The organism is Agrococcus sp. TF02-05, assembly GCF_017565345.1.
Taxonomy (GTDB): domain Bacteria; phylum Actinomycetota; class Actinomycetes; order Actinomycetales; family Microbacteriaceae; genus Agrococcus; species Agrococcus pavilionensis.
This window is the reverse complement of the sequence record NZ_JAGEKO010000015.1, coordinates 1-18,733: the sequence shown is the minus strand read 5'-3', so window position 1 is coordinate 18,733 and position 18,733 is coordinate 1. Positions and strand designations below refer to the sequence as shown.

The 18,733-nt window shown below is 71.9% G+C and carries 19 protein-coding genes and 1 pseudogene; 6 read left to right on the top strand and 14 right to left on the bottom strand.

Annotated elements, in window-relative coordinates; genetic code table 11:
* Positions 1 to 248: pseudogene (locus JQT67_RS13210) on the bottom strand (hypothetical protein); the annotation flags it as partial.
* Positions 249 to 362: 114 nt separating this feature from the next.
* Here JQT67_RS13210 and JQT67_RS13205 point away from each other — a divergent pair.
* Complete coding sequence (locus tag JQT67_RS13205) at positions 363 to 1,169, top strand: serine hydrolase (RefSeq protein WP_208065208.1); 807 nt, start codon at positions 363 to 365, stop codon at positions 1,167 to 1,169.
* A 55-nt stretch (positions 1,170 to 1,224) separates the two neighbouring features.
* Here the strand turns inward: JQT67_RS13205 and JQT67_RS13200 are convergent, their stop codons facing one another.
* Positions 1,225 to 1,416 (bottom strand): hypothetical protein, encoded by a 192-nt coding sequence (locus tag JQT67_RS13200; protein WP_208065207.1) that lies wholly within the window; start codon positions 1,414 to 1,416, stop codon positions 1,225 to 1,227.
* Positions 1,417 to 1,956: 540 nt separating this feature from the next.
* Here JQT67_RS13200 and JQT67_RS13195 point away from each other — a divergent pair.
* Together JQT67_RS13195 and JQT67_RS13190 are read left to right on the top strand one after the other, a co-directional pair.
* The gene (locus tag JQT67_RS13195; RefSeq protein WP_208065206.1) at positions 1,957 to 2,499 is read left to right on the top strand and encodes a hypothetical protein; all 543 of its coding nucleotides are present in this window, start codon (positions 1,957 to 1,959) and stop codon (positions 2,497 to 2,499) included.
* A 344-nt stretch (positions 2,500 to 2,843) separates the two neighbouring features.
* Positions 2,844 to 3,317: a hypothetical protein gene (locus JQT67_RS13190; RefSeq protein ID WP_208065205.1), complete on the top strand. Its 474-nt coding sequence runs from the start codon at positions 2,844 to 2,846 to the stop codon at positions 3,315 to 3,317.
* On the opposite strand, the gene JQT67_RS13185 is transcribed toward JQT67_RS13190, so the two are convergent.
* Positions 3,314 to 3,565, bottom strand: a complete 252-nt coding sequence (locus JQT67_RS13185) for a hypothetical protein (RefSeq protein WP_208065204.1) — start codon at positions 3,563 to 3,565, stop codon at positions 3,314 to 3,316. The genes JQT67_RS13190 and JQT67_RS13185 overlap by 4 nt on opposite strands.
* Before the next feature lie 71 nt (positions 3,566 to 3,636).
* Here JQT67_RS13185 and JQT67_RS13180 point away from each other — a divergent pair, with 71 nt between their 5' ends.
* Positions 3,637 to 4,620 carry a Gfo/Idh/MocA family protein gene (locus JQT67_RS13180; RefSeq protein WP_208065203.1) on the top strand — a complete coding sequence of 328 codons (984 nt, stop codon included), beginning with the start codon at positions 3,637 to 3,639 and terminating at the stop codon, positions 4,618 to 4,620.
* Positions 4,621 to 4,646: 26 nt separating this feature from the next.
* On the opposite strand, the gene JQT67_RS13175 is transcribed toward JQT67_RS13180, so the two are convergent.
* Positions 4,647 to 4,931, bottom strand: a complete 285-nt coding sequence (locus JQT67_RS13175; RefSeq protein WP_208065202.1) for a DUF2277 domain-containing protein — start codon at positions 4,929 to 4,931, stop codon at positions 4,647 to 4,649.
* A 44-nt stretch (positions 4,932 to 4,975) separates the two neighbouring features.
* On the opposite strand from JQT67_RS13175, the gene JQT67_RS13170 reads away from it, so the two are divergent.
* Positions 4,976 to 6,727: an HNH endonuclease signature motif containing protein gene (locus JQT67_RS13170; RefSeq protein ID WP_208065201.1), complete on the top strand. Its 1,752-nt coding sequence runs from the start codon at positions 4,976 to 4,978 to the stop codon at positions 6,725 to 6,727.
* Positions 6,728 to 6,754: 27 nt separating this feature from the next.
* On the opposite strand, the gene JQT67_RS13165 is transcribed toward JQT67_RS13170, so the two are convergent.
* Genes JQT67_RS13165 through JQT67_RS13155 form a run of 3 tightly spaced genes read right to left on the bottom strand, consistent with a single transcriptional unit; the run spans position 6,755 to position 10,199 of the window.
* Complete coding sequence (locus JQT67_RS13165; protein ID WP_208065200.1) at positions 6,755 to 7,600, bottom strand: transglutaminase family protein; 846 nt, start codon at positions 7,598 to 7,600, stop codon at positions 6,755 to 6,757.
* A complete protein-coding gene (locus JQT67_RS13160; protein ID WP_208065210.1) occupies positions 7,597 to 8,526 on the bottom strand; it encodes an alpha-E domain-containing protein in 930 nt (309 codons plus the stop codon). The genes JQT67_RS13165 and JQT67_RS13160 overlap by 4 nt, the downstream gene beginning before the upstream one ends.
* Complete coding sequence (locus tag JQT67_RS13155; protein WP_208065199.1) at positions 8,526 to 10,199, bottom strand: circularly permuted type 2 ATP-grasp protein; 1,674 nt, start codon at positions 10,197 to 10,199, stop codon at positions 8,526 to 8,528. The genes JQT67_RS13160 and JQT67_RS13155 overlap by 1 nt, the downstream gene beginning before the upstream one ends.
* Before the next feature lie 59 nt (positions 10,200 to 10,258).
* Here JQT67_RS13155 and JQT67_RS13150 point away from each other — a divergent pair, with 59 nt between their 5' ends.
* On the top strand, positions 10,259 to 10,783 hold the full coding sequence (locus JQT67_RS13150; RefSeq protein ID WP_208065198.1) for an adenine phosphoribosyltransferase: 525 nt from the start codon (positions 10,259 to 10,261) through the stop codon (positions 10,781 to 10,783).
* Between the two features lie 18 nt (positions 10,784 to 10,801).
* On the opposite strand, the gene JQT67_RS13145 is transcribed toward JQT67_RS13150, so the two are convergent.
* The 7 genes from JQT67_RS13145 to JQT67_RS13115 are packed head-to-tail and all read right to left on the bottom strand — an operon-like array spanning position 10,802 to position 18,485.
* The gene (locus JQT67_RS13145; protein WP_208065197.1) at positions 10,802 to 12,397 is read right to left on the bottom strand and encodes a xylulokinase; all 1,596 of its coding nucleotides are present in this window, start codon (positions 12,395 to 12,397) and stop codon (positions 10,802 to 10,804) included.
* Positions 12,394 to 13,125, bottom strand: coding sequence for an L-ribulose-5-phosphate 4-epimerase (locus JQT67_RS13140; RefSeq protein ID WP_243756035.1), 732 nt, complete (start codon positions 13,123 to 13,125; stop codon positions 12,394 to 12,396). The genes JQT67_RS13145 and JQT67_RS13140 overlap by 4 nt, the downstream gene beginning before the upstream one ends.
* A 2-nt stretch (positions 13,126 to 13,127) precedes the next feature.
* Entirely contained in the window at positions 13,128 to 13,997 is an 870-nt protein-coding gene (locus tag JQT67_RS13135) for a sugar phosphate isomerase/epimerase (protein ID WP_208065196.1), read from the bottom strand.
* 21 nt (positions 13,998 to 14,018) lie between these two features.
* Positions 14,019 to 14,789 carry a class II aldolase/adducin family protein gene (locus JQT67_RS13130; protein WP_208065195.1) on the bottom strand — a complete coding sequence of 257 codons (771 nt, stop codon included), beginning with the start codon at positions 14,787 to 14,789 and terminating at the stop codon, positions 14,019 to 14,021.
* Entirely contained in the window at positions 14,786 to 15,919 is a 1,134-nt protein-coding gene (locus tag JQT67_RS13125) for an ABC transporter permease (RefSeq protein WP_208065194.1), read from the bottom strand. The genes JQT67_RS13130 and JQT67_RS13125 overlap by 4 nt, the downstream gene beginning before the upstream one ends.
* On the bottom strand, positions 15,916 to 16,929 hold the full coding sequence (locus tag JQT67_RS13120; protein ID WP_021010494.1) for an ABC transporter permease: 1,014 nt from the start codon (positions 16,927 to 16,929) through the stop codon (positions 15,916 to 15,918). Before JQT67_RS13120 ends, JQT67_RS13125 begins: the two co-directional genes overlap by 4 nt.
* Positions 16,926 to 18,485 (bottom strand): sugar ABC transporter ATP-binding protein, encoded by a 1,560-nt coding sequence (locus tag JQT67_RS13115; RefSeq protein WP_208065193.1) that lies wholly within the window; start codon positions 18,483 to 18,485, stop codon positions 16,926 to 16,928. The genes JQT67_RS13120 and JQT67_RS13115 overlap by 4 nt, the downstream gene beginning before the upstream one ends.
* Positions 18,486 to 18,733: the final 248 nt, after the last annotated feature.

The window sequence follows — 18,733 nt, the reverse complement described above, 5'->3', positions numbered from 1 at the left end:
GCGATGGTGAAGAAGGTGGTGCCGACGGTGATGAAGGCGCCGAGCGGAGCGGCGTAGGCGTACTCCGAGAGCCCGCCGGGCAGGATCGAGCCGATGCCGAGCGCGACCATCGCCGCGACCGCCGTGCGCACGGCGGTCGCGATGCGGTCGGGCGGCAGCCATCGGTAGAGCGCGCGCTTGGCCTTCGGCGCGACGGATGCCTTGCGGCTCTCGGGCGCGCCGGCGGACGCTGACGACGGCCGGGCCATGCGGTCACGGTAGCCCTGCCGACTGGAAGTGGCGTGCCGATCGCCACCCGTTCGTCGATGAGCCACCGCAGGTGGCGTATCGAGACGAACCCCCGCTTCGTAGACTCCCCCTCGATGACCGCAACGCATCCGCCCCTCACCGACGCCGCGACCTGGTCGGTGCTCGTGCGTGACGTCGCGACGGGCGAGACCGTCCTCTCGAGATCGCCCGAGCTTGAGCTCTCAGCCGCGTCGGCGCCGAAGCTGCTGCTGCTCGTCGCGTGCGCGGTGCTCGGCGAGCGCGGCGAGCTCAGTCTCGACGAGCGGCTCGACCGGTCGAGCGTCGAGCCGGTCGGCGACTCCGGTCTGTGGCAGCACCTCGCGCAATCGACGCTCGCGGTGGGGGATGCCGCGATGCTCGTCGGATCGGTGAGCGACAACCTCGCGACCAACGCGCTGCTCGAGCGGATCGGTCTGGATGCGGTCGAGCGCGTGCGTGCGGAGCTCGGCATCGAGGGCGTGTGCCTGCACGATCGCGTGCGCGACCACCGGGGGCCGGAGCATCCCGCCCGGCTCGGGACCGCATCCGCCACCGGTCTCGCAGACCTCATGGTGCGACTCGCGGCTCGCAGGCTGGGGTCGGCGGCAGTGAGCGACCGGGTGCTCGGCTGGCTCGGCCATTCGGTCGACCTCAGCATGGTCGCCGCGGCGTTCGCGAAGGATCCGCTGTCCCACGGTCACGGAGCCGAGCACCCCGGGATCGTGAACAAGACCGGCACCGATGCGGGTGTCCGAGTCGACGCCGGACTCGTGCTCGGCGCGCGGCGCACGCTCGCCTACGCGTCGCTCGCGAACTGGGCGCCGGAGACGGACGCGACGGATGCGGTGCTGACGTCGATGCGCGAGATCGGCGCCGAACTGCGCCGGCTGGTCGAGGAGTAGCGTCGCGACGAGAAGCGGGGCCGACCCCGAAGGGACGGCCCCGCTGTGGCTGCGGTCATCGCAGCAGGGTGCGCGCGAGCGCGTCGAGGCGGAACTGCTCACGAGCGGCGAGTGCCGCCTCGTAGGCCTCTGCCTCGCGTCGCTGCTCCTCGAGCTGCTGGGGCTTGAGAGCCCAGCGCTCCAGGTGGCGCGATGCGTTCAGTGCGAGCCGGCGAGGAGCCGGCAGCACCAGCGTCGAATTCGACATGGTGGATCTGCTTTCTGGCATGGCGATTTCGCCCCGTCAATGGGCGCGAGATATCGCAAGATGAATTGCGTGAGAATGGCGCGCTCGCTGCACTCGAGTGATGAATGCGGATGCGCGGAGTGCGGCGGGAGCAGAGCGGCCGGCAGGTGTCCGGGCGCCGTGCAACCGCCGTGGTCAGCGTGCGGTGAAGAGAGGAGACGCAGGGCTCAGAAGCCTGCTGTGGCCTGGCAAGAGCGAGTCCGTGATGGACTCGGCAGCCGTCGGCCCGTGCGCTCCGCCGCTAGCAGACCCCGCCAGCGAGGAGGGTCCCAGCGGGAATCATGTCGGTGATGAACATCGCGAGCTCCTCCTTTCAGCTTGGCGTGGAAGTTCGCGGTCACGAAGGTATAACGGTCGGAGCGAGAAGCGCAAGTCCATTCGCGATGTTTCTTTGGCCGAGTTTGTGTTGGGGGACATAAGCGAGTGCTCGTCACTCGGGTCGGCTCGTGAGCCTGTGGAGAGCACTGTCGGCGTCCGACGCTGCTCGCGTACTCTGCCCGCATGCTTCAACGCTTCACCGCAACGCTCGCCGTAGCGGTCATGACGGGAGCAGCACTCGCGGGATGCTCGCCGCCGGACGCGACACCGTCGCCTTCACCTACCGCCACGCCTGCGCCGTCGTCGACGCTGAGCGACGCGGAAGCGGTGAGACGCGCTCAAGCATCGTTCGACCGGTTCTTTATCGCCGTGGACCGCCAGTTTGCAGATGGCGCCGCCTCCGCAAGCGCACTTCAGGCGTTCGCCAGCTCGACTCTCGCCGCCTCGTTCGCATCGTCCATCCAGCAATCGCTCGACGAAGGCCGCATCAGCAGGGGCACGCCCACGATCACCAACGTCCGGTTGATCTCATCTGACGAGTCGAGGATCGCGGTTGAGCTCTGCACAGACGGCTCCACGATTGAGACGCTCGACGCGACGGGTGCGCGCGTGCCACCAGCCGGACTGGTCGCATGGTCGGCAACCTTTGCTCCCCCGCACGACGAGGTGCCGTTGATGGAGACGCTAGATGTACTGACGGAGGACCTCTCGGTATGCGATGGCTAGGCGCGATGCTCCTCCTCAGCGGGCTAGTGGTGACGACCGCGGGTGCCCCTCCTCCAGGCTGTGACCAGTGGGAGATGATGGCTGGCGCCTGCTACGTCGACCCAGTCACCGGACAGGTGATCGTTAGCGGCTCCCTCATCCACCCCGGCATCGGCCCGACCGAGCCAGGAGCCGAGGGCTCGACCATCGCCGCGCCGAACGACGAAGCCGAGCGTGCGTGGCGTGCCTATCTCCAGATGCTCCACGACCGATGCGTCGCGATGGGCGAGAACGTGGATGAGTGCCCGCCACCCCCTCCGCCGCCAGGGGAGCCGCTGGAAGCCGAGTCCTCCGATCCCATCACGATGAGCGACCTCGCCGCGTTCCGCCCGCTCGTCGGCGAGCTCGTCGTCGAGCCGGACGGGTGGGGCGTCGTCGGCACGCCGACCAACTTCTACGCGACGGCCGAGACTCACACCATGAGCGGCGAGCTGTTCGACGTGCCCATCGAGGTGCGATGGACGCCGACCTCGTACGTCTTCGACTACGGCGACGGCACCTCGGAGACGAGCACCGCATCCGGGACCGCCTGGCGAGGACCCGAGGAGTCGTGGACCGAGACGACCACGAGCCACACGTATGCGTCCCGCGACGATGTGACCGCATCCCTCACCGTCGTCTTCACCGCCGAGGTCGACGCAGGCGGCGGCTGGTTCCCCGTGCCCGGCACGCTGCCGGTCGCGGCGCCGAGCGTCGGCGTGAAGATCTTCGAGGTCGGCACGGTGCTCACGAACGGTGACTGCATGGCCAACCCGACGGCCGCTGGCTGCGGAGGCTAGTCGCCGCCCCCGCCCCCGGCGCCGCCGTCTCCACTGTCGCCGCCGTCGTCCGGCTGCGCAGCAGCGCCGCCGTCGGAGCCGCGCGAGTCGTCCTGGCTGGCCCCGAAGGCCACGCCGAACGCTATGCCGATGCCCATGCCGATCGCGATGCCGAGCGCGAGGTTGTCCATCGCGACCCCGATCCCCGCTCCGACGGCGAGGCCGATCGCGATGCCGGCGCCGAACATCCCCGCTCGCTTCTCGTTCATGCAGGCCACGCTAGGGAGCGGTATCCGCGAGCGCCTCCCTCCGCCGAGGGAGATCCCACTAGGGTCTCCGCATGACGACCTCCTCCCCCGGTTGGGGCATCCTCGGCGCCGGAGGCATCGCCGGCGCCTTCGCCCGCGATCTCGCGACCGCGGGCATGCGCACCGTCGCGGTCGGGAGCCGCGACGGCGAGCGCGCCCGCGAGTTCGCCGAGCGGCACGGCATCCCGAACGCGCACGCCGGCTACGAGGGGCTCGTCAACGACCCCGAGGTCGACATCATCTACGTCGCTACGCCGCACTCGCACCACCGGGAGCACGCGCTCCTCGCGATCGAGGCCGGCAAGCACGTGCTCGTCGAGAAGGCCTTCACGACGAACGGCGATGACGCGCAGGCCGTCGTCGACGCTGCGCGGGCGAAGGGCGTCTTCGCGATGGAGGCGATGTGGACGCGCTTCCTGCCGACCATGGTCGCCGTCCGCGAGCGCATCGCCGCGGGCGAGCTCGGCGACGTCCTGAGCGTGCAGGCCGACCACTCGCAGATGCTCGACCTCTCCCCCGGCAGCCGCCTCATCGAGGCGGCACTCGGCGGCGGCGCACTGCTCGACCTCGGCGTCTACTGCGTCTCGCTCGCGCACGCGATCCTCGGGCCGGTCACCCGCATCCAGGCATCCGGCGTCGTCGACGGCTTCGGCGTCGACCACCGCGGCTCGGCGATCCTCGAGCACGCGAACGGCGGCATCTCGACGCACACGTTCTCGATGATGACGCTCGGCTCGAACCGCGCGACCATCGCCGGCACCGACGGCGTCATCGAGCTCGACCCCGCGTTCTACGCCTGGACGCGCTACCGCCGACGCCACGCATCCGCGCACTCGACCGCGGTGGAGGAGTTCGAGCCGGAGCTCGTCGGGCGAGGCATGCAGTTCCAGGCCGCCGAGGTCGAGCGCTGCATCGCCGAGGGCCGGCTCGAGAGCGAGCTCATGCCGCTCGACGAGACCGTCGCGATCATGCGCGTCATGGACGGCATCACCGAGCGGATGCGTTCGGGCGCGTAGCGCGGGAGCGCACGGCCGCCGAGCGACTACGCGACGAGCGCCGCCTCTCGCGCCGCGATGCGGGCGCGCACCTCGGGCCGCCGCAGCGGCGGGACGGTCTTGGGCGGCTGCCGCCGGTCGGGCAGGTCGTCGAGCAGGTGCTGCGTGATGTGCGCGACCTCCGCCACCGCCCGCTCGAACGCGTCGCGAGTGCGGTCGGTCGGATGCGTGATGCCCGAGACCTTGCGGACGTACTGACGGGCGGCGGCCTCGACCTCCTCGTCGTTCGCTGCTGGCACGAGGCCGCGGAGCTCGGTGATGTTCCTGCACATGCAGGCAGGGTAGATCCGGCCCGGGCGCCGCGCCAGCGGCCGGCATGGGCGCCCTCGTCGACGCTCGTGCGGTTGTCCACAGCTCTCGTCTTCGAGCGGCCGCATGTTGGCGGCAGTCGATACTCTGTGCGGAACAGGGATTCGAGGAGGCAGCGATGTCGACCAGCGAGCAGGCCGCAGCGGCGATCCGCGCCGCTCGCGCCGTGCTCGATGACCTCGCCTCCATCTCCCTCGCCTCACCCCAAGAGGTCGTCGATCTGCTCGCCCAGACGGCAGAGCTCGCCCGCATCGTCGACGCGCAGCGCGTTCGGCTCGCCGGCGAGATCGAGCAGCGCTCGAGGGGGCCGGAGGAGTGGTCGATCTGCGCGCTGATGGGCAAGCGCAGCCCGAAGGACGCCGTCGCCTCGGTGTTCGGCATCCGTGCGGGTCAGGCGACCGAGCTGCTCTCGATGGCCCGGGCGACCAGTCGATCGGTCGGCATCAGCGGCGGCAGCGTCGAAGCACCGTTCCCGCTCGTCGCGGCCGCGCTCGACGAGGGCGCGATCTCGCTCGCCCAGGTGCGCACCATCGTGTCCGAGCTCGCGCCGGCAGCCCCGCGGGCAGACCTCGAGCAGCTCGCCTGGGCCGAGCAAGAGCTCGTCTCGGCGGCGACCGACGTCGCAGCCCCGCTCGTGCCGGAGCTGCTCGCCGTCCGCGCGAAGGCCTTCGTGACCTACCTGGATCCCGACGGCGTACTGCCGAACGCCGAGCGGCAGTACGCGCAACGCGGGGTGCGCATGTGGCTCAAGCCGAACGGCATGTGGGGCATCAACGGCGATCTCACGGCCGAGTCGGGATCCACGGTCAAAGCGGTGATGGATGCGTACACCGCGCCGCGCACGAAGGTGCGGTTCGTCGACGACGCCGAGACCGACGACGGAGGCGAGGCCGAGGACGGAGCCGAGGCCGAGGCCGAGGCCGACGTCGATAACCGCTCGCTCGAGCAGAAGCGGCACGACGTGCTGGTCGCGCTCTTCAAGGCGCACGCCGCCTCTGGCGACGCGCCGGTCGCTGGCGGCGAAGCTCCGAGGCTCGTCTTCCACGGCGGGATCGAGGCGTTCGACGCCTACGTGCAGGGCGCCGAGCACCGCGATCGCACGCTCAGGATCGAGCACACCGGCGACCTGGTGCCTATCGAGACCGCCGATCGGCTGCTGTGCGAGGCAGTCGTGCAGCGCGCGGTCGTCGACGAGCGCGGCCACGTGCTCGACCTCGGGCGCGAGCAGCGCCTCTTCACCAAGCCGCAGCGCATGGCACTCGCCGTCCAGTACGCGGGCTGCGCGACACCGGGCTGCCACATGCCGGTCGCTTGGACCGAGGCGCATCATGTCGTGTGGTGGAGCAGAGGCGGGCCGACCGACACCGCGAACGGGATTCTGCTCTGCACGCACTGCCATCACGAGGTGCACGCGGGCCGGCTCCTCGTCGTCGGCACGCCGGGCGACTGGCGCGTCGTGCCGCAGCTGCGGCCGAGCGATCCCTATGCCCGTGCCGTTCGCTCCGGCGAGTCGCTGCGCGCGATCACCGTCGGCGCGGCCACCGCGCCAGCCGCCGCCGCGCCATCGCTCGCAGTGAGGCTGCCCAACCCGCCGCCGCCAACACCTTCGCCCCGGGTGCGACCGCCTCGGCGAGGACGGAAGCCCAGCGCATCGCTGATGGAGCGCAGACTCCTGCACCGCCTGGGCGACAGGCGCAGGGGTCCGAGGTGCGCCGCCGCAGACTTCCACGTGCGACGCAACCTCGTGCTGCGCACCTGAACGGCGCACAGCCTGAGCCGATCGGGCTCAGCTTTCCTTCGTGATCTCCACCGAGACGAACAGCTCGCTCTTGCCCGCGCCGGCGTAGACGCCGCGCAGCGGCGGCACGTCGTTGTAGTCGCGGCCGAGGCCGACCTTCACGTGCCGCTCGCCGATGTCGATGAGGTTCGTCGGGTCCCACGCGTTCCACTCGCCCGTGAACCACTCGACCCACGCGTGCGACTCGCCGCGGATCGTCTCGCCGATCACCGGCTCGCGCTTCGGGTGCAGGTAGCCGGAGACGTAGCGCGCGGGGATGCCGACGGACCGCAGCGCGCCGATCGTGATGTGCGCGATGTCCTGGCACACACCCTTGCGGTTCTCCCACGCCTCGGAGGCGAGGGTGTGCACGTGCGTGACGCCCGACATGTAGTCGATCTGCTCGCCGACCATGCGGGCGATCGCCGCCGCGGCGGCGCCCGGCGTCTCCGACGCATCCGCGATCTCGCGCGCCGACGCCGCGAGGTCGTCCGACGGGCGCGTGCGCGGGGTCTGCCCGAGCTGCTCGACGTACTGGGTCGCGCGCGCCGCGACCTTCTCGAGCTGCTCCCACGACAGCTCGAGCCCGCCAGTGATGCGCGGCCGCACCTCGACGAGGCTCGTCGCTGTCAGCTGCAGCTCGGTGTGCGGTGCGAGCACGTCGAACGAGACGACCTTCGTGCCCCAGTAGTCGTCGTAGGTGTTGACCGACGTGCTGGGCTGGATGTCGAGGTTCGAGTAGATGACGAACTGGCCGTCGCTCGTCGACGGCAGCATGCGCGACTCGTTGTAGGAGGCGACGACGGGCCGCTCGTAGCGGTAGCCGGTGGTGTGGCGGATGCGGAGCCGGCTCACGATGCCTCCCTCGTCCAGGCGGGCAGGTTGTGGGTCGGGAAGTAGCGCTCGCGCACCGCGTGGGAGACGGAGGTCGTCGTCGACTGCACCTTGTCCATCACGGTCGGCAGGCGCTCGATGATCTCCTGGATGGGCGTGAACTCGAGCTCCGCGCGGATCTGCCCGAGCATCCGCTGGGCCGGGTCGACGAAGCCGACGCGATCCTGCCGCGGCTCGATGTCGCGCAGGCAGTCCTCCGCGCCCCGGATCGAGAAGAGGATCGAGCGCGGGAAGAGCCGGTCGAGCAGCAGGAACTCCGCGGCGTTCGTCGACGAGGGCACGCCGCGGTAGGTGCGCAGGTACGCCTCGTAGGCGCCGACCGAGCGGAGGATCGTCGTCCACGATGGACCGGACGCCTCGGTGAGCGCTCGCGTCGCGAGCAGTCGCGCGACCATGTCGGCCCGCTCGATGAAGCGGCCGAGGTTGAGGAAGCTCCACGCGTCGTCGCGGCTCGCCGTCGAGTCGGCCATGCCGCCCGCGAGCGCCGCGCGCTCGCGCACCCAGCCGAACATGACGTGCACCTGCTCGGGGCTCACGCGCCGCGGCATGTTCGCGTACGTCGCGTTGAGCACCTCCCACAGCTCGGTCGAGATGATCTCGCGAGCGCGGCGCGCGTTCTCGCGCGCGGCGTTGACGGAGTAGGCGATCGACGCCGGCTGCGAGCGGTCGGTCGCGAGCGTGTTGACGACGTCGACGCGCGTGAGCTTGCGCTCCGGCGGGGCGTCGTGCCCCATGACGCCGAGCAGTGCGCGGCACGCGGTGTCCTCGTCGACCGCGACGTCCTCGAGCAGCAGCTGGAGGTAGACGTCCAGGATGCGCGCGGTGCCGTCGGCGCGCTCGATGTACCGGCCGATCCAGAACAGGCTCTCGGCGATGCGGGAGAGCATCATCGGGCGTCACCTCCGTCGCGCTGGGACTGCTGCTGCTGCTCGGCCTGCGTCGACTTCCCGGTCGGCGCGTCTTGCGGCGACTGGTCCTGCGGGTGCTCCCCGACCGCCGCTGCAGCCGCCGCGGCGGCCGTCACGATCGGGATGGGCCGCGTCATCGGCTCGCCCGAGGCGCCGAACTCGGCGTCGTGGTCGATGAGCGGCAGCTGCTCGCGCGGCCCCGCGAGCACCCACGTGTCCTTCGAGCCCCCGCCCTGCGAGGAGTTCACGACGAGCTGTCCCTCGGGGAGCGCGACGCGCGTGAGCCCGCCCGGCAGCACCCACACATCCTTCCCGTCGTTGACGGCGAAGGGGCGCAGGTCGACGTGGCGCGGCCGCATGCCGTCGTCGACGAGCGTCGGGATGGTCGAGAGCTGCACGACCGGCTGCGCGATCCAGCCGCGCGGGTCGGCGAGCAGCCGCTGCTTGAGCGCCTCGAGCTCCTCGGGCGACGCGTCGGGGCCGACGACGAGCCCCTTGCCGCCCGAGCCGTCGACGGGCTTGACGACGAGCTCGTGCAGGCGGTCGATGACCTCCTCGAGCGCGCCCGGGTCCTCGAGCCGCCACGTGTCGACGTTCTTGAGGATCGGCTCCTCGGAGAGGTAGTAGCGGATGAGGTCGGGCACGTAGGTGTAGACGAGCTTGTCGTCGGCGATGCCGTTGCCGACTGCGTTCGCGATCGTGACGTTGCCGAGCCGCGCCGCGAGCATGAGGCCGGGGCTGCCGAGCATCGAGTCGGCGCGGAACTGCAGCGGGTCGAGGAAGTCGTCGTCGACCCGGCGGTAGATGACGTCGACGCGCGCGGGCCCCTCGGTCGTGCGCATGTAGACGCGGCCGCCGGAGGTGAACAGGTCGCGGCCCTCGACGAGCTCGACGCCCATGAGGCGCGCGAGCAGCGTGTGCTCGAAGTAGGCGGAGTTGTAGACGCCGGGCGTGAGCACGACCACGCGCGGGTCGTCGACCCCCGCGGGGGCGGCGGCGCGCAGCGCGTGCAGCAGCTTGTCGCAGTAGTCGCCGACCGGCCGCACGCGCATCGACGAGAACATCTCGGGCAGCGTCTGCGCGATCACCCGCCGGTTCGAGATGACGTAGCTGACGCCCGAGGGCACGCGCACGTTGTCCTCGAGCACGCGCCACTCGCCGTGCTCGTCGCGGATGAGGTCGATGCCCGAGACGTGGATGCGCACGCCGTTCGCGCCGACGACGCCGGCGGCCTGGCGGTGGAAGTGGGTGGATGTGCTGATGAGCTTCGCGGGGATGATGCCGTCCTCGACGGCGCGCTGCGGTCCGTACATGTCGGCGAGGAACGCGTCGAGCGCCCGCACCCGCTGCTGCACGCCCGACTCGACGTGCTTCCAGTCCTCCGCGGTGATGATGCGCGGCACGGCGTCGAGCGGGAACGGCCGCTCCTCGCCCGCGAAGTCGAACGTCACGCCCTGCGCGAGGTACGACGTCGCGAGCGCGTCGGCGCGAGCGCGGAGGTCGTCCTTCGACATCTCCGAGAGCGCGTCGTAGAGCGGCTTGTACGGGCCGCGGGCGCTGCCCTTGCTCTCGAACATCTCGTCCCACGGCGTGCCCTGCCGCTTGCGGGGCACGGCGAAGGGCTTGTCGTAGTCGTCGAAGAGGTCGCCCATGGCGCGAGCCTACCGACGGCGGCCGGGTCGAGCCTGCGAGGCGCGACTAGCCTCGAGAGGTGCCGACGCCATCCCCCGCCCAGCTCACCCGCGCCGAGTCGCTCATCGCGATCACGCTCGACTTCCCGAAGCCCGGGGTGCTGTTCCGCGACATCGGCCCGATGCTGCAGGACGCGGATGCGCTGCGGACGGTCACCGAGGCGCTGACCGCGCCGTTCGAGGGCGGCTTCGACCTCGTCGCGGGCGTCGAGGCGCGCGGCTTCGTGCTCGCGGGCGCCGTCGCCGCGACCGCGGGGACCGGCCTCCTCCCCATCCGGAAGGCCGGCAAGACGCCGCAGCCCACGGCATCCGTCGACTACGCGCTCGAGTACGGCGTCGCGACGATCGAGGCAGCGGGCGACCTCACGGGCCGTCGCGTGCTGCTCGTCGACGACGTGCTCGCGACCGGCGGCACGCTCGTCGCGGCCGCGCGGCTCGTCGAGCAGCTCGGCGGCGAGGTCGCCGGCGTCGCGGTCGTGCTCGAGCTCACGGCGCTCGGCGGGCGGGAGCGCGTGCCGGACGCGCACGCGGTGTTCGCCGCCTGAGCCGACCGGCGGCTCCGCTCAGAGCGCCTCGACCGCCGCGGCCTCGACCGCGAGCCCGGCGCGGTAGCGCTCGAGGTAGGCCGCGAAGCCCGCGACGTCGTCGGAGTCTGGCTCGACCGTCGACTGCTCGGCGTCCGCGAAGACGGCCTCGTCGAGGTACGCCGAGAGGCTCCGCGCGTCGCCGCCCGCGGCCGGGCGCGCGAACGCGGCGAGCACCGCGATGCCCCACGCGCCGCCCTCCGACGCCGTCTCCCCCACCGACACGGGCGCGTCGAGCGCCCCGGCGAGGAAGCGCTGCGCGACGCCCGCCGTGCGGAACATGCCACCGTGCGCGAACATCCGGTCGAGCCGCACGCCCTCCTCGTCGAGCACGCGCATGCCGAGCGCGAGCGTGCCGAAGGCGCCGTAGAGGTGCGCTCGCATGAGGTTCGCGAGCGTCAGCCGGCTCTCGGGCGTGCGCACGAGCAGCGGGCGGCCCTCGTCGAGGCCCGCGATCGGCTCGCCCGCGACGTGGTTGTAGGCGAGCAGGCCGCCCGCGTCGGCCTCCCCCGCGAGCGCCTCGCGGAAGAGCGCGTCGAAGACGGCATCGTCGTCGACGGGCGCTCCGGCGGCCGCCGCGAAGCGCGCGAACACCTGTGCCCACGCGGCGAGCTCGCTCGCGCCGTTGTTGCAGTGCACCATCGCGACGGGGTCTCCCGCGGGCGTCGCGACGAGGTCGAGCTCTGCGTGCACGCGCTCGAGCGGCCGCTCGAGCACGACCATCGCGAAGATGCTCGTGCCCGCGCTCACGTTGCCGGTGCGGGGCGCGACCGCGTTCGTCGCGACCATGCCGGTGCCGGCGTCGCCCTCCGGTGCGCACAGCGGCACACCCGGCTGCAGCGCGCCGCTCGGGTCGAGGAGCAGCGCGCCCTCGGGCGTGAGCTCGCCCGCCGGCTCGCCCGCGCGGAGCACCGTCGGCAGCAGCTCGGCGACGCTCGCGACCGGGAGCCGGCCGTCGACGAGCTCGTCGTACCGCGCGACGAGCGCGGGGTCGTAGTCGCCGCCCGCCGCGTCGAGCGGGAACATGCCGGATGCGTCGCCGACGCCGAGCACGGCGCGTCCCGTGAGGGCGCGGTGCACGTAGCCCGCGAGGGTCGTGATCGAGCGGACCCGCGGCACGTGCGGCTCGTCGTCGAGGATCGCCTGGTGGAGGTGCGCGATCGACCAGCGCAGCGGGATGTTGACGCCGAAGGCCTCGGTGAGCTCGGCCGCGGCGCGGCCGGTCGACGTGTTGCGCCAGGTGCGGAAGGGCGCGAGCAGCTCGCCCGCCTCGTCGAAGGCGAGGTAGCCGTGCATCATGCCCGAGACGCCGATCGCGCCGACCGTGCGCAGCTCGACGCCGTGCCGCGCGAGGACGTCGGCGCGGAGCTCGGCGAACGCCGCCTGCACGCCGGCCCACGCGTCGTCGAGCGCGTAGGTCCACGTGCGCTCCTCGAAGCGGTTCTCCCACGCGTGGGAGCCGACCGCGAGCACGCGCGCGGGATCGGCCGCGTCCACGAGGCACGCCTTGATGCGCGTAGACCCCAGCTCGATGCCGAGCGCCGTGCGGCCCGCCTCGATCGCCTCGGCGCTCATCGGTCGCCCTGCTGCGTTCCGGGCCGCTGCCCGTAGACGTGCTGGTACCGCTCGTGCAGCCGGTCGATGTCGGCCGGCGCGATGGGGATGAGGGGCCCTGCCTCGCGCGCGAGGTGGACCGTGCGGGCGACGTCCTCGACCATGACCGCCGCCTTCACCGCATCCCTCGCCGTCCTGCCGATCGTGAACGGACCGTGGTTCTGCATGAGCACGGCGCGCGAGCGGTGCTCACGGAGCGTCTCGACGATGCCGCGGCCGATCGAGTCGTCGCCGATGATCGCGAACGGCCCGACGGGGATCGGCCCGCCGAACTCGTCCGCCATCGCGGTGAGCACGCACGGGATCTCTTCGCCCCGCGCGGCCCACGCGGTCGCGTAGGTCGAGTGCGTGTGCACGACGCCGCCGACCTCGGGCATGTGCCGGTAGACGTAGGCGTGCGCGGCGGTGTCGCTCGATGGGCTCGCCTCGCTCCCGGCGGTGCCGGGCACGACGGCACCGTCGAGGTCGCACACGATCATCCGCTCGGGCGTCAGCTCGTCGTAGTCGACGCCCGAGGGCTTGATGACGAAGAGGTCGGCGCCCGGCACGCGGCCCGAGACGTTGCCACCCGTCCACACCACGAGGCCGTAGCGCACGAGCTCGCGGTGGAGCCGCGCGACGTCCTCGCGCACGGTTTCGATCGCCGCGAGCGTCGTCGGGTCGAGCGCAGCCATGCTCGGTCCGGCCATGCTCAGTGGAGCGCGATCGTCTCGACCGAGCGCAGCTGGTCGCGGATGAAGCGGTTGGCGTGCGCGGCGAGGTCGTCGGAGTCCTCCCACAGGTTGCGCCAGATGCCGAGCGTGTTCGAGAGCGACTCCGAGACGACGGCGCTCGAGAACGACTCGAAGACGATCGGGCCGTCGTAGCCGAGCCGCGCGAGGCCGCGGAAGAAGGAGCCGAAGTCGACCGACCCGGTGCCGAGGTAGCCGCGGTGGCTCTCGCCGATGTGCACGTAGCGCAGCCGCTCGCCCGCGTCGAGGACGGGCTCGAGCATCCCCGACTCCTCGATGTTCATGTGGTACGTGTCGAGGTGCAGGTGCACGTTGTCGTGCCCGATCTCCTCGAGGAAGCGCAGGCCGCCGCGCGCGGTGTTCGCGATGTTCGTCTCGTAGCGGTTGACGATCTCGAGCGAGAGCGTCACCCCTGCCGCGGCCGCGCGGTCGGCGAGGCGGCGGAGCGCCGCGGCGGAGTTCGCGCGGCCCGCCTCGGTCGCGGGCTGCATGTACTTCTGCATCGCGGAGTAGATGACGCCGCACAGGTGCTGCCCGCCCGCCTCGGCGACGACGTCGATCGCCCGCTCGAGCAGCGTCTCGCCCTCGCGGCTCACCGCGGCGTCCTCGCTCGAGAGGTCGTGCGCGGCGTCGAGCCCGAGGCTCGAGGTCATCGCGACGCCGTGGTCGTCGAGCATGCGCCGCACGAGCGCGCCGTCGATCGCGAACGGATCCATGAGCGGCAGCTCGAGCAGGTCGAACCCCGCTCGCTGCGTGCCGGCGATGGCGGTCTCGAGACCCGCCTCGTCGAACGTGCCGGTGAAGACGAGGCCGTGGACGCCGATCTGCATGATTGCTCCTTCGCTGGTGGTCTATCGCGCCGCGTCGAGGATCGCGCGGCGAACGTGCTCGTCGTCCCGGCCGTCGATGCGGTCGAGCACGGCGTCGGGGAGGAAGACGGGCTCGCCCACCGAGAGCGCCCCGACGAGGATGCGCGCGACCTTGTCGGCCATCTCGGTGATCCGGAGGCACTCGGCCGGGCTCGCGCCGATCGCGAAGATGCCGTGGTTCTGCATCCACGCGACCTTCGGGAGCGCGCCGTGCCGGTCGGCGAAGGCGCGCAGCTCGTCGCGCATGAGCCGGCCGAGGGTCAGCCCCGGGTCGACGTAGGGCACGAGCAGGGTCTCGGTGCCGAGCACGACGATCTGGTCGGGGAAGAGGGCGCCCGCGGCGAGCAGCTCGGCGCGGTCGGAGCACAGCACGGCGTTCGCGGCGATGGGATGCGTGTGGCACGCGGCACCTGCCCCGCTCGAGAGCACGACCGCGTGCAGGAGCGCCTCGACGCTCGGACGCTTCGCGCTCGGGTCGACGCGCGAGGCCATGAGCGCCTCGGCGACGCGCGCGTCTCCCGAGCCGCCCTCGAACGCGGTCGGGTCGTCGAGCAGCTCGAGGATCGGCGCGAAGCGGCACTCGACGAGGTCGTCGGGCCCCGACGCCGCGAGCGACGAGCCCGTGGCCTTCACGAGCATCCGCTCGTCATCGAGCCTCGCCGAGACGTTCCCCTCGGCGAGGATCACGAGCTCGCGCTGCGGCTCGCCCACGGCGTGCGCGAGCCGCAGCAGGTCGTCGAGCGGGTCGGTCACTTCGGCGCTCCCGGCGCGGTCGCCGGCACCGCGAGCCGCGGTGGCGCTCCTGCCTGCCGTCGCCGGATGGTCGCGTTGGAGAGCAGCGAGGCGCCGAGCAGCACGATGCCGAGCGCGAGCAGCTGCGCCTGCGCGCCCTCGTTGCCAGGCACGACGAGCAGGATCGAGGCGTTGAGCCACACGATGAGCAGCGCCGCGAGCAGGATGCCGCTCAGCTTGCCGATGCCGCCCGTGATGGCGACGCCGCCGAGCACCGCGATCGTGATCGCGGGCAGCGCCATGCCGCTGCCGCTCGTGCCCGCGTCGGGCCGGGCGGAGGCGAACTGCGCGACGGTGTAGACGCCGACGAGGCCCGAGATCGCGCCCGCCGTGACGTACGCCATCATGCGCGTGCGGCGCGTGTCGATGCCCGCCCACTGCGCGGCCGTGTCGTTCGTGCCGATCGCGTAGAGCTTGCGGCCGTAGGTCGTGCGGTTGAGCACGAACCACGCGACGATCGCGACCGGGATGAGGAACGTGAAGACGCCGAGCGGCACGAGCGGCAGCGTGCCGCCGATCACCGGGAGCTCGACGGCCTTCGCCGCGTTGTAGAACTCCGAGATCTCGGTGCCCGAGATCGGCCGCTGCTCGCTCACGACGAGCGCGATCGAGCGGTAGGCGTAGAAGGTCGCGAGCGTCGTTATGAGCGCCGGGTAGCCGAGGTAGGCGGTGAGCACGCCGTTGATCGCGCCGAGCAGCGCGCCGAACGCGACCGCGAGCACGACCGCGACGAGCAGCGGCAGCCCGACCTGCTGGTAGAGCATCGCGAAGACGATGCCCGTGAGCGAGACCATCGAGCCGACCGAGAGGTCGATGCCGCCGCGGCCCGACGTGATGACGAACAGCTCCGCGAGCGCGAGCAGCGCGAGGGGCACGTAGGCGATGAGCGTCGAGGCGAGGTAGTCGCTGTTGAACGTGCCGCTCGTGAGCCCGAGGGCGTCGAGGATCGACATCGCGACGAGGAGCACGATGATGAGCGCGAGCAGCAGCACCGCCCGGTCGCGGAGGATGCCCGAGCCGAGCCACTCGCGCACGCGGGAGGTCGGCTCCGCGCGGCGCTCCGGGGCGGGGGTCGTCGTGGTGGCGGTCATGCGCGCGCCCTCCTGGCTCGCTCGCGGATGATGTCGGTGCCGACGGCGATCAGGATGAAGATGCCGACGAAGAGGAAGCCGAGCTGGGTGGGCCAGCCGAGCTGCGTGACGCCCGAGACGACGGTCTGCACGAGGATCGCGCCGAGGAGCGTGCCGACGACGCTGCCGCGACCGCCGAGGATCGACGTGCCGCCGATGACGACGGCCGCGATCACCTGGAGCTCCTTGCCCGAGCCGACCGACTGGTCGAGGGTCGAGGTGCCGGTCGCGATGATCATGCACGCGGCGAGCCCGGCGAGCGCGCCGGTGATGAGGTAGACCCACACGAGCCGCGGCTGCACCTTGATGCCCGCGAGCCGCGCGGCGTTCTGGTTGCCGCCGATCGCGTAGAGGTTGCGGCCCGACTTCGCGTAGCGCAGGAACCACCACGCGACGGCGACGGCGAGCACCGCGATCGCGAAGGAGTGCGGCACGCCGAGCGTCGAGCCCGCCGAGCCGCGGCCGAAGAACTCGAGCGTCGAGGGGATGCCGTTGACGGTCGAGGAGTTGAAGACGCGCAGGCCGAGCCACGTGAAGACGTTGGCCGTGCCGAACGTGATGATGATCGGATGCACGCGGCCGTACGCGATCAGGACGCCGTTGAGCGCGCCGAGCGCGGCGCCGATGACGATCGCGAGCGCCACCGCGACGATCGCGGGCACGTCGTAGCTCACGAGCACGCGCGCCGTCACGACGGCGGAGACCATGATCATGCCGGCCACCGAGACGTCGATGCCCGCGGTGATGATGACGAACGTCATGCCGACGCCGATGAGCGCGATCGGGGCGACCTGCACGAGCAGCGGGCCGATCGAGCCGGGCGTGAGGAACGCGGGCGTGAAGATCCCGAGCAGCACCCACAGCACCACGAGCACGACGAGCAGCACGACCTCCTGCCCCGTCACGATCGGGGGCAGGATGCGGCGCATGCTCACCGCCTGCGGCGCGCGGGCTTCGGTCGCGGTGGTCATCGGTCGTCCTCCTGGGTGACGGGCTCGTCCTCGGCGCCGGCCGCCGCCGCGAGGAGCGACGCCTGGCTCGCGCTGGGCGGGAACTCGCGGGCGATGCGCCCGGAGCGGAACACGAGGACGCGGTCGGAGATGCGCTGGACCTCGGCGAGGTCGGTGGTGATCACGAGCACGGCCGTGCCGCGCGCGGCGAGGTCGGCGATGATCCGGTGGATCTCCTCCTTCGCGCCGACGTCGACGCCCTGCGTCGGCTCGGCGAGCACGAGGAGCTTCGGCTGCTCGACGATCTGGCGGGCGAGCACGACCTTCTGCGCGTTGCCGCCCGACATCGCGCCGAGCGGCTGCCGCGAGGTCGGCGTCTTGACCGCGAGCCGGCCGATGAGGTCGTCGGCGATGCGCCGCTCCGCCTTGGGCGACACCCAGCCGGGCAGCTTCCCGAGCAGGCCGAGCGAGCCGACCGTGATGTTGAAGGCGATGCTCTGGAAGGAGAAGGAGCCCTGCGACGAGCGGTTCGCGGGCACCATGCGGATGCCGCGGCGCTTCGCGTCGGCGGGCGTGCCGGGCTGCCGGTCGCTGTCGACGACGCGCATCCGCCCGCCCGTCGCGCGCCGCATGCCGTAGACGACCTCGCCGACCTCGGCCGCGCCGGAGCCGATGAGGCCGTAGAGGCCGAGCACCTCGCCCGCGCGCACCGAGAGCGACACGTCGGCGAAGGCGCCGTCGAGCGTGAGTCCCTCGAGCTCGAGCACGGTCTCGCCGTGCTCGCCGGGCACGTGCTCGCCCTCGTCGATCGCGCCGCCGACCATGCGCTCGGCGATCTCGCGCACCGAGAGCTCGTCGATCGGCTCGGTCGAGACCGTCTCGCCGTCGCGCATGATCGTGACGGCGTCGGCGATGCGGAAGAGCTCGTCGAGCCGGTGGCTGATGTAGATGATGGAGACGCCGTCGGCGGCGAGCCGCCGCACGACGCCGAAGAGCACCTCGATCTCGGCGTCGGTGAGGATGGCGCTCGGCTCGTCGAGGATGAGGATGCTCGCCTGCTCGAGCAGCGCCTTCGCGATCGAGACCTGCTGCTGCTGGGCGATCGAGAGGCCGCCGAGCGGCTGCGAGGCGACGCCGCGGTCGAGGCCGACGGTGTCGAGCAGCTCGAGCATGCGAGGCGCCTGGGCGCGCCAGTCGATCATGGGGCCGCGCGTGATCTCGCGGCCGACGAAGAAGTTCTCGGCGACGGTGAGCTCGGGGAAGAGCTGCGGCTCCTGGTAGACGGTCTGCACGCCGAGGCCGATCGCGTCGGTCGTCGAGCCGATCGAGACGGGTGCGCCGTCGATCGTGATCGTGCCGGTGTCGGCCTGCTCCGCCCCGGCGAGGATCTTGATGAGCGTCGACTTGCCCGCGCCGTTCTCGCCCACGAGCGCGTGGACCGTGCCGGGCATGACGGTGATGTCGGCGTGGCGGATGGCGCGCACGCCGCCGTAGCGCTTCGAGATGTCGCGCATCTCGAGCCGGGGCGTGGAGTCGTGCCCCGGGGTGGGGCGGGCCCGCTGGGCGGTGTCGGTCATGGTGCTCCTCGTGATCGCCGGCGCGGAGGCCGGCGGGCTGCCTGCGGGCCGGCCCGGAGGCCGGAGGGGGTGCCGGGGCGCGGCGCGCGCCGCGCCCCGGCGTCAGTCGATCGGGCGATCAGTAGTCGTAGTCGCCCGCGTTCTCGGCGGTGAAGACGGTCGGCGGGCCGAGCAGGAGCACGCCCGTGCTCTCGTCGTACTCGACCTCCGAGAGCGCCTCGTTCGACAGGCTCGACGTGTCGCCGAGG

Coding starts and splice junctions, on each gene's coding strand:
- JQT67_RS13205 (WP_208065208.1), top strand. CDS start 363: ATGACCGCAACGCATCCGCCCCTCACCGACGCCGCGACCTGGTCGGTG.
- JQT67_RS13200 (WP_208065207.1), bottom strand. CDS start 1,416: ATGTCGAATTCGACGCTGGTGCTGCCGGCTCCTCGCCGGCTCGCACTG.
- JQT67_RS13195 (WP_208065206.1), top strand. CDS start 1,957: ATGCTTCAACGCTTCACCGCAACGCTCGCCGTAGCGGTCATGACGGGA.
- JQT67_RS13190 (WP_208065205.1), top strand. CDS start 2,844: ATGAGCGACCTCGCCGCGTTCCGCCCGCTCGTCGGCGAGCTCGTCGTC.
- JQT67_RS13185 (WP_208065204.1), bottom strand. CDS start 3,565: ATGAACGAGAAGCGAGCGGGGATGTTCGGCGCCGGCATCGCGATCGGC.
- JQT67_RS13180 (WP_208065203.1), top strand. CDS start 3,637: ATGACGACCTCCTCCCCCGGTTGGGGCATCCTCGGCGCCGGAGGCATC.
- JQT67_RS13175 (WP_208065202.1), bottom strand. CDS start 4,931: ATGTGCAGGAACATCACCGAGCTCCGCGGCCTCGTGCCAGCAGCGAAC.
- JQT67_RS13170 (WP_208065201.1), top strand. CDS start 4,976: ATGGGCGCCCTCGTCGACGCTCGTGCGGTTGTCCACAGCTCTCGTCTT.
- JQT67_RS13160 (WP_208065210.1), bottom strand. CDS start 8,526: ATGCTCTCCCGCATCGCCGAGAGCCTGTTCTGGATCGGCCGGTACATC.
- JQT67_RS13155 (WP_208065199.1), bottom strand. CDS start 10,199: ATGGGCGACCTCTTCGACGACTACGACAAGCCCTTCGCCGTGCCCCGC.
- JQT67_RS13145 (WP_208065197.1), bottom strand. CDS start 12,397: ATGAGCGCCGAGGCGATCGAGGCGGGCCGCACGGCGCTCGGCATCGAG.
- JQT67_RS13140 (WP_243756035.1), bottom strand. CDS start 13,125: ATGGCCGGACCGAGCATGGCTGCGCTCGACCCGACGACGCTCGCGGCG.
- JQT67_RS13135 (WP_208065196.1), bottom strand. CDS start 13,997: ATGCAGATCGGCGTCCACGGCCTCGTCTTCACCGGCACGTTCGACGAG.
- JQT67_RS13125 (WP_208065194.1), bottom strand. CDS start 15,919: ATGACCGCCACCACGACGACCCCCGCCCCGGAGCGCCGCGCGGAGCCG.
- JQT67_RS13120 (WP_021010494.1), bottom strand. CDS start 16,929: ATGACCACCGCGACCGAAGCCCGCGCGCCGCAGGCGGTGAGCATGCGC.
- JQT67_RS13115 (WP_208065193.1), bottom strand. CDS start 18,485: ATGACCGACACCGCCCAGCGGGCCCGCCCCACCCCGGGGCACGACTCC.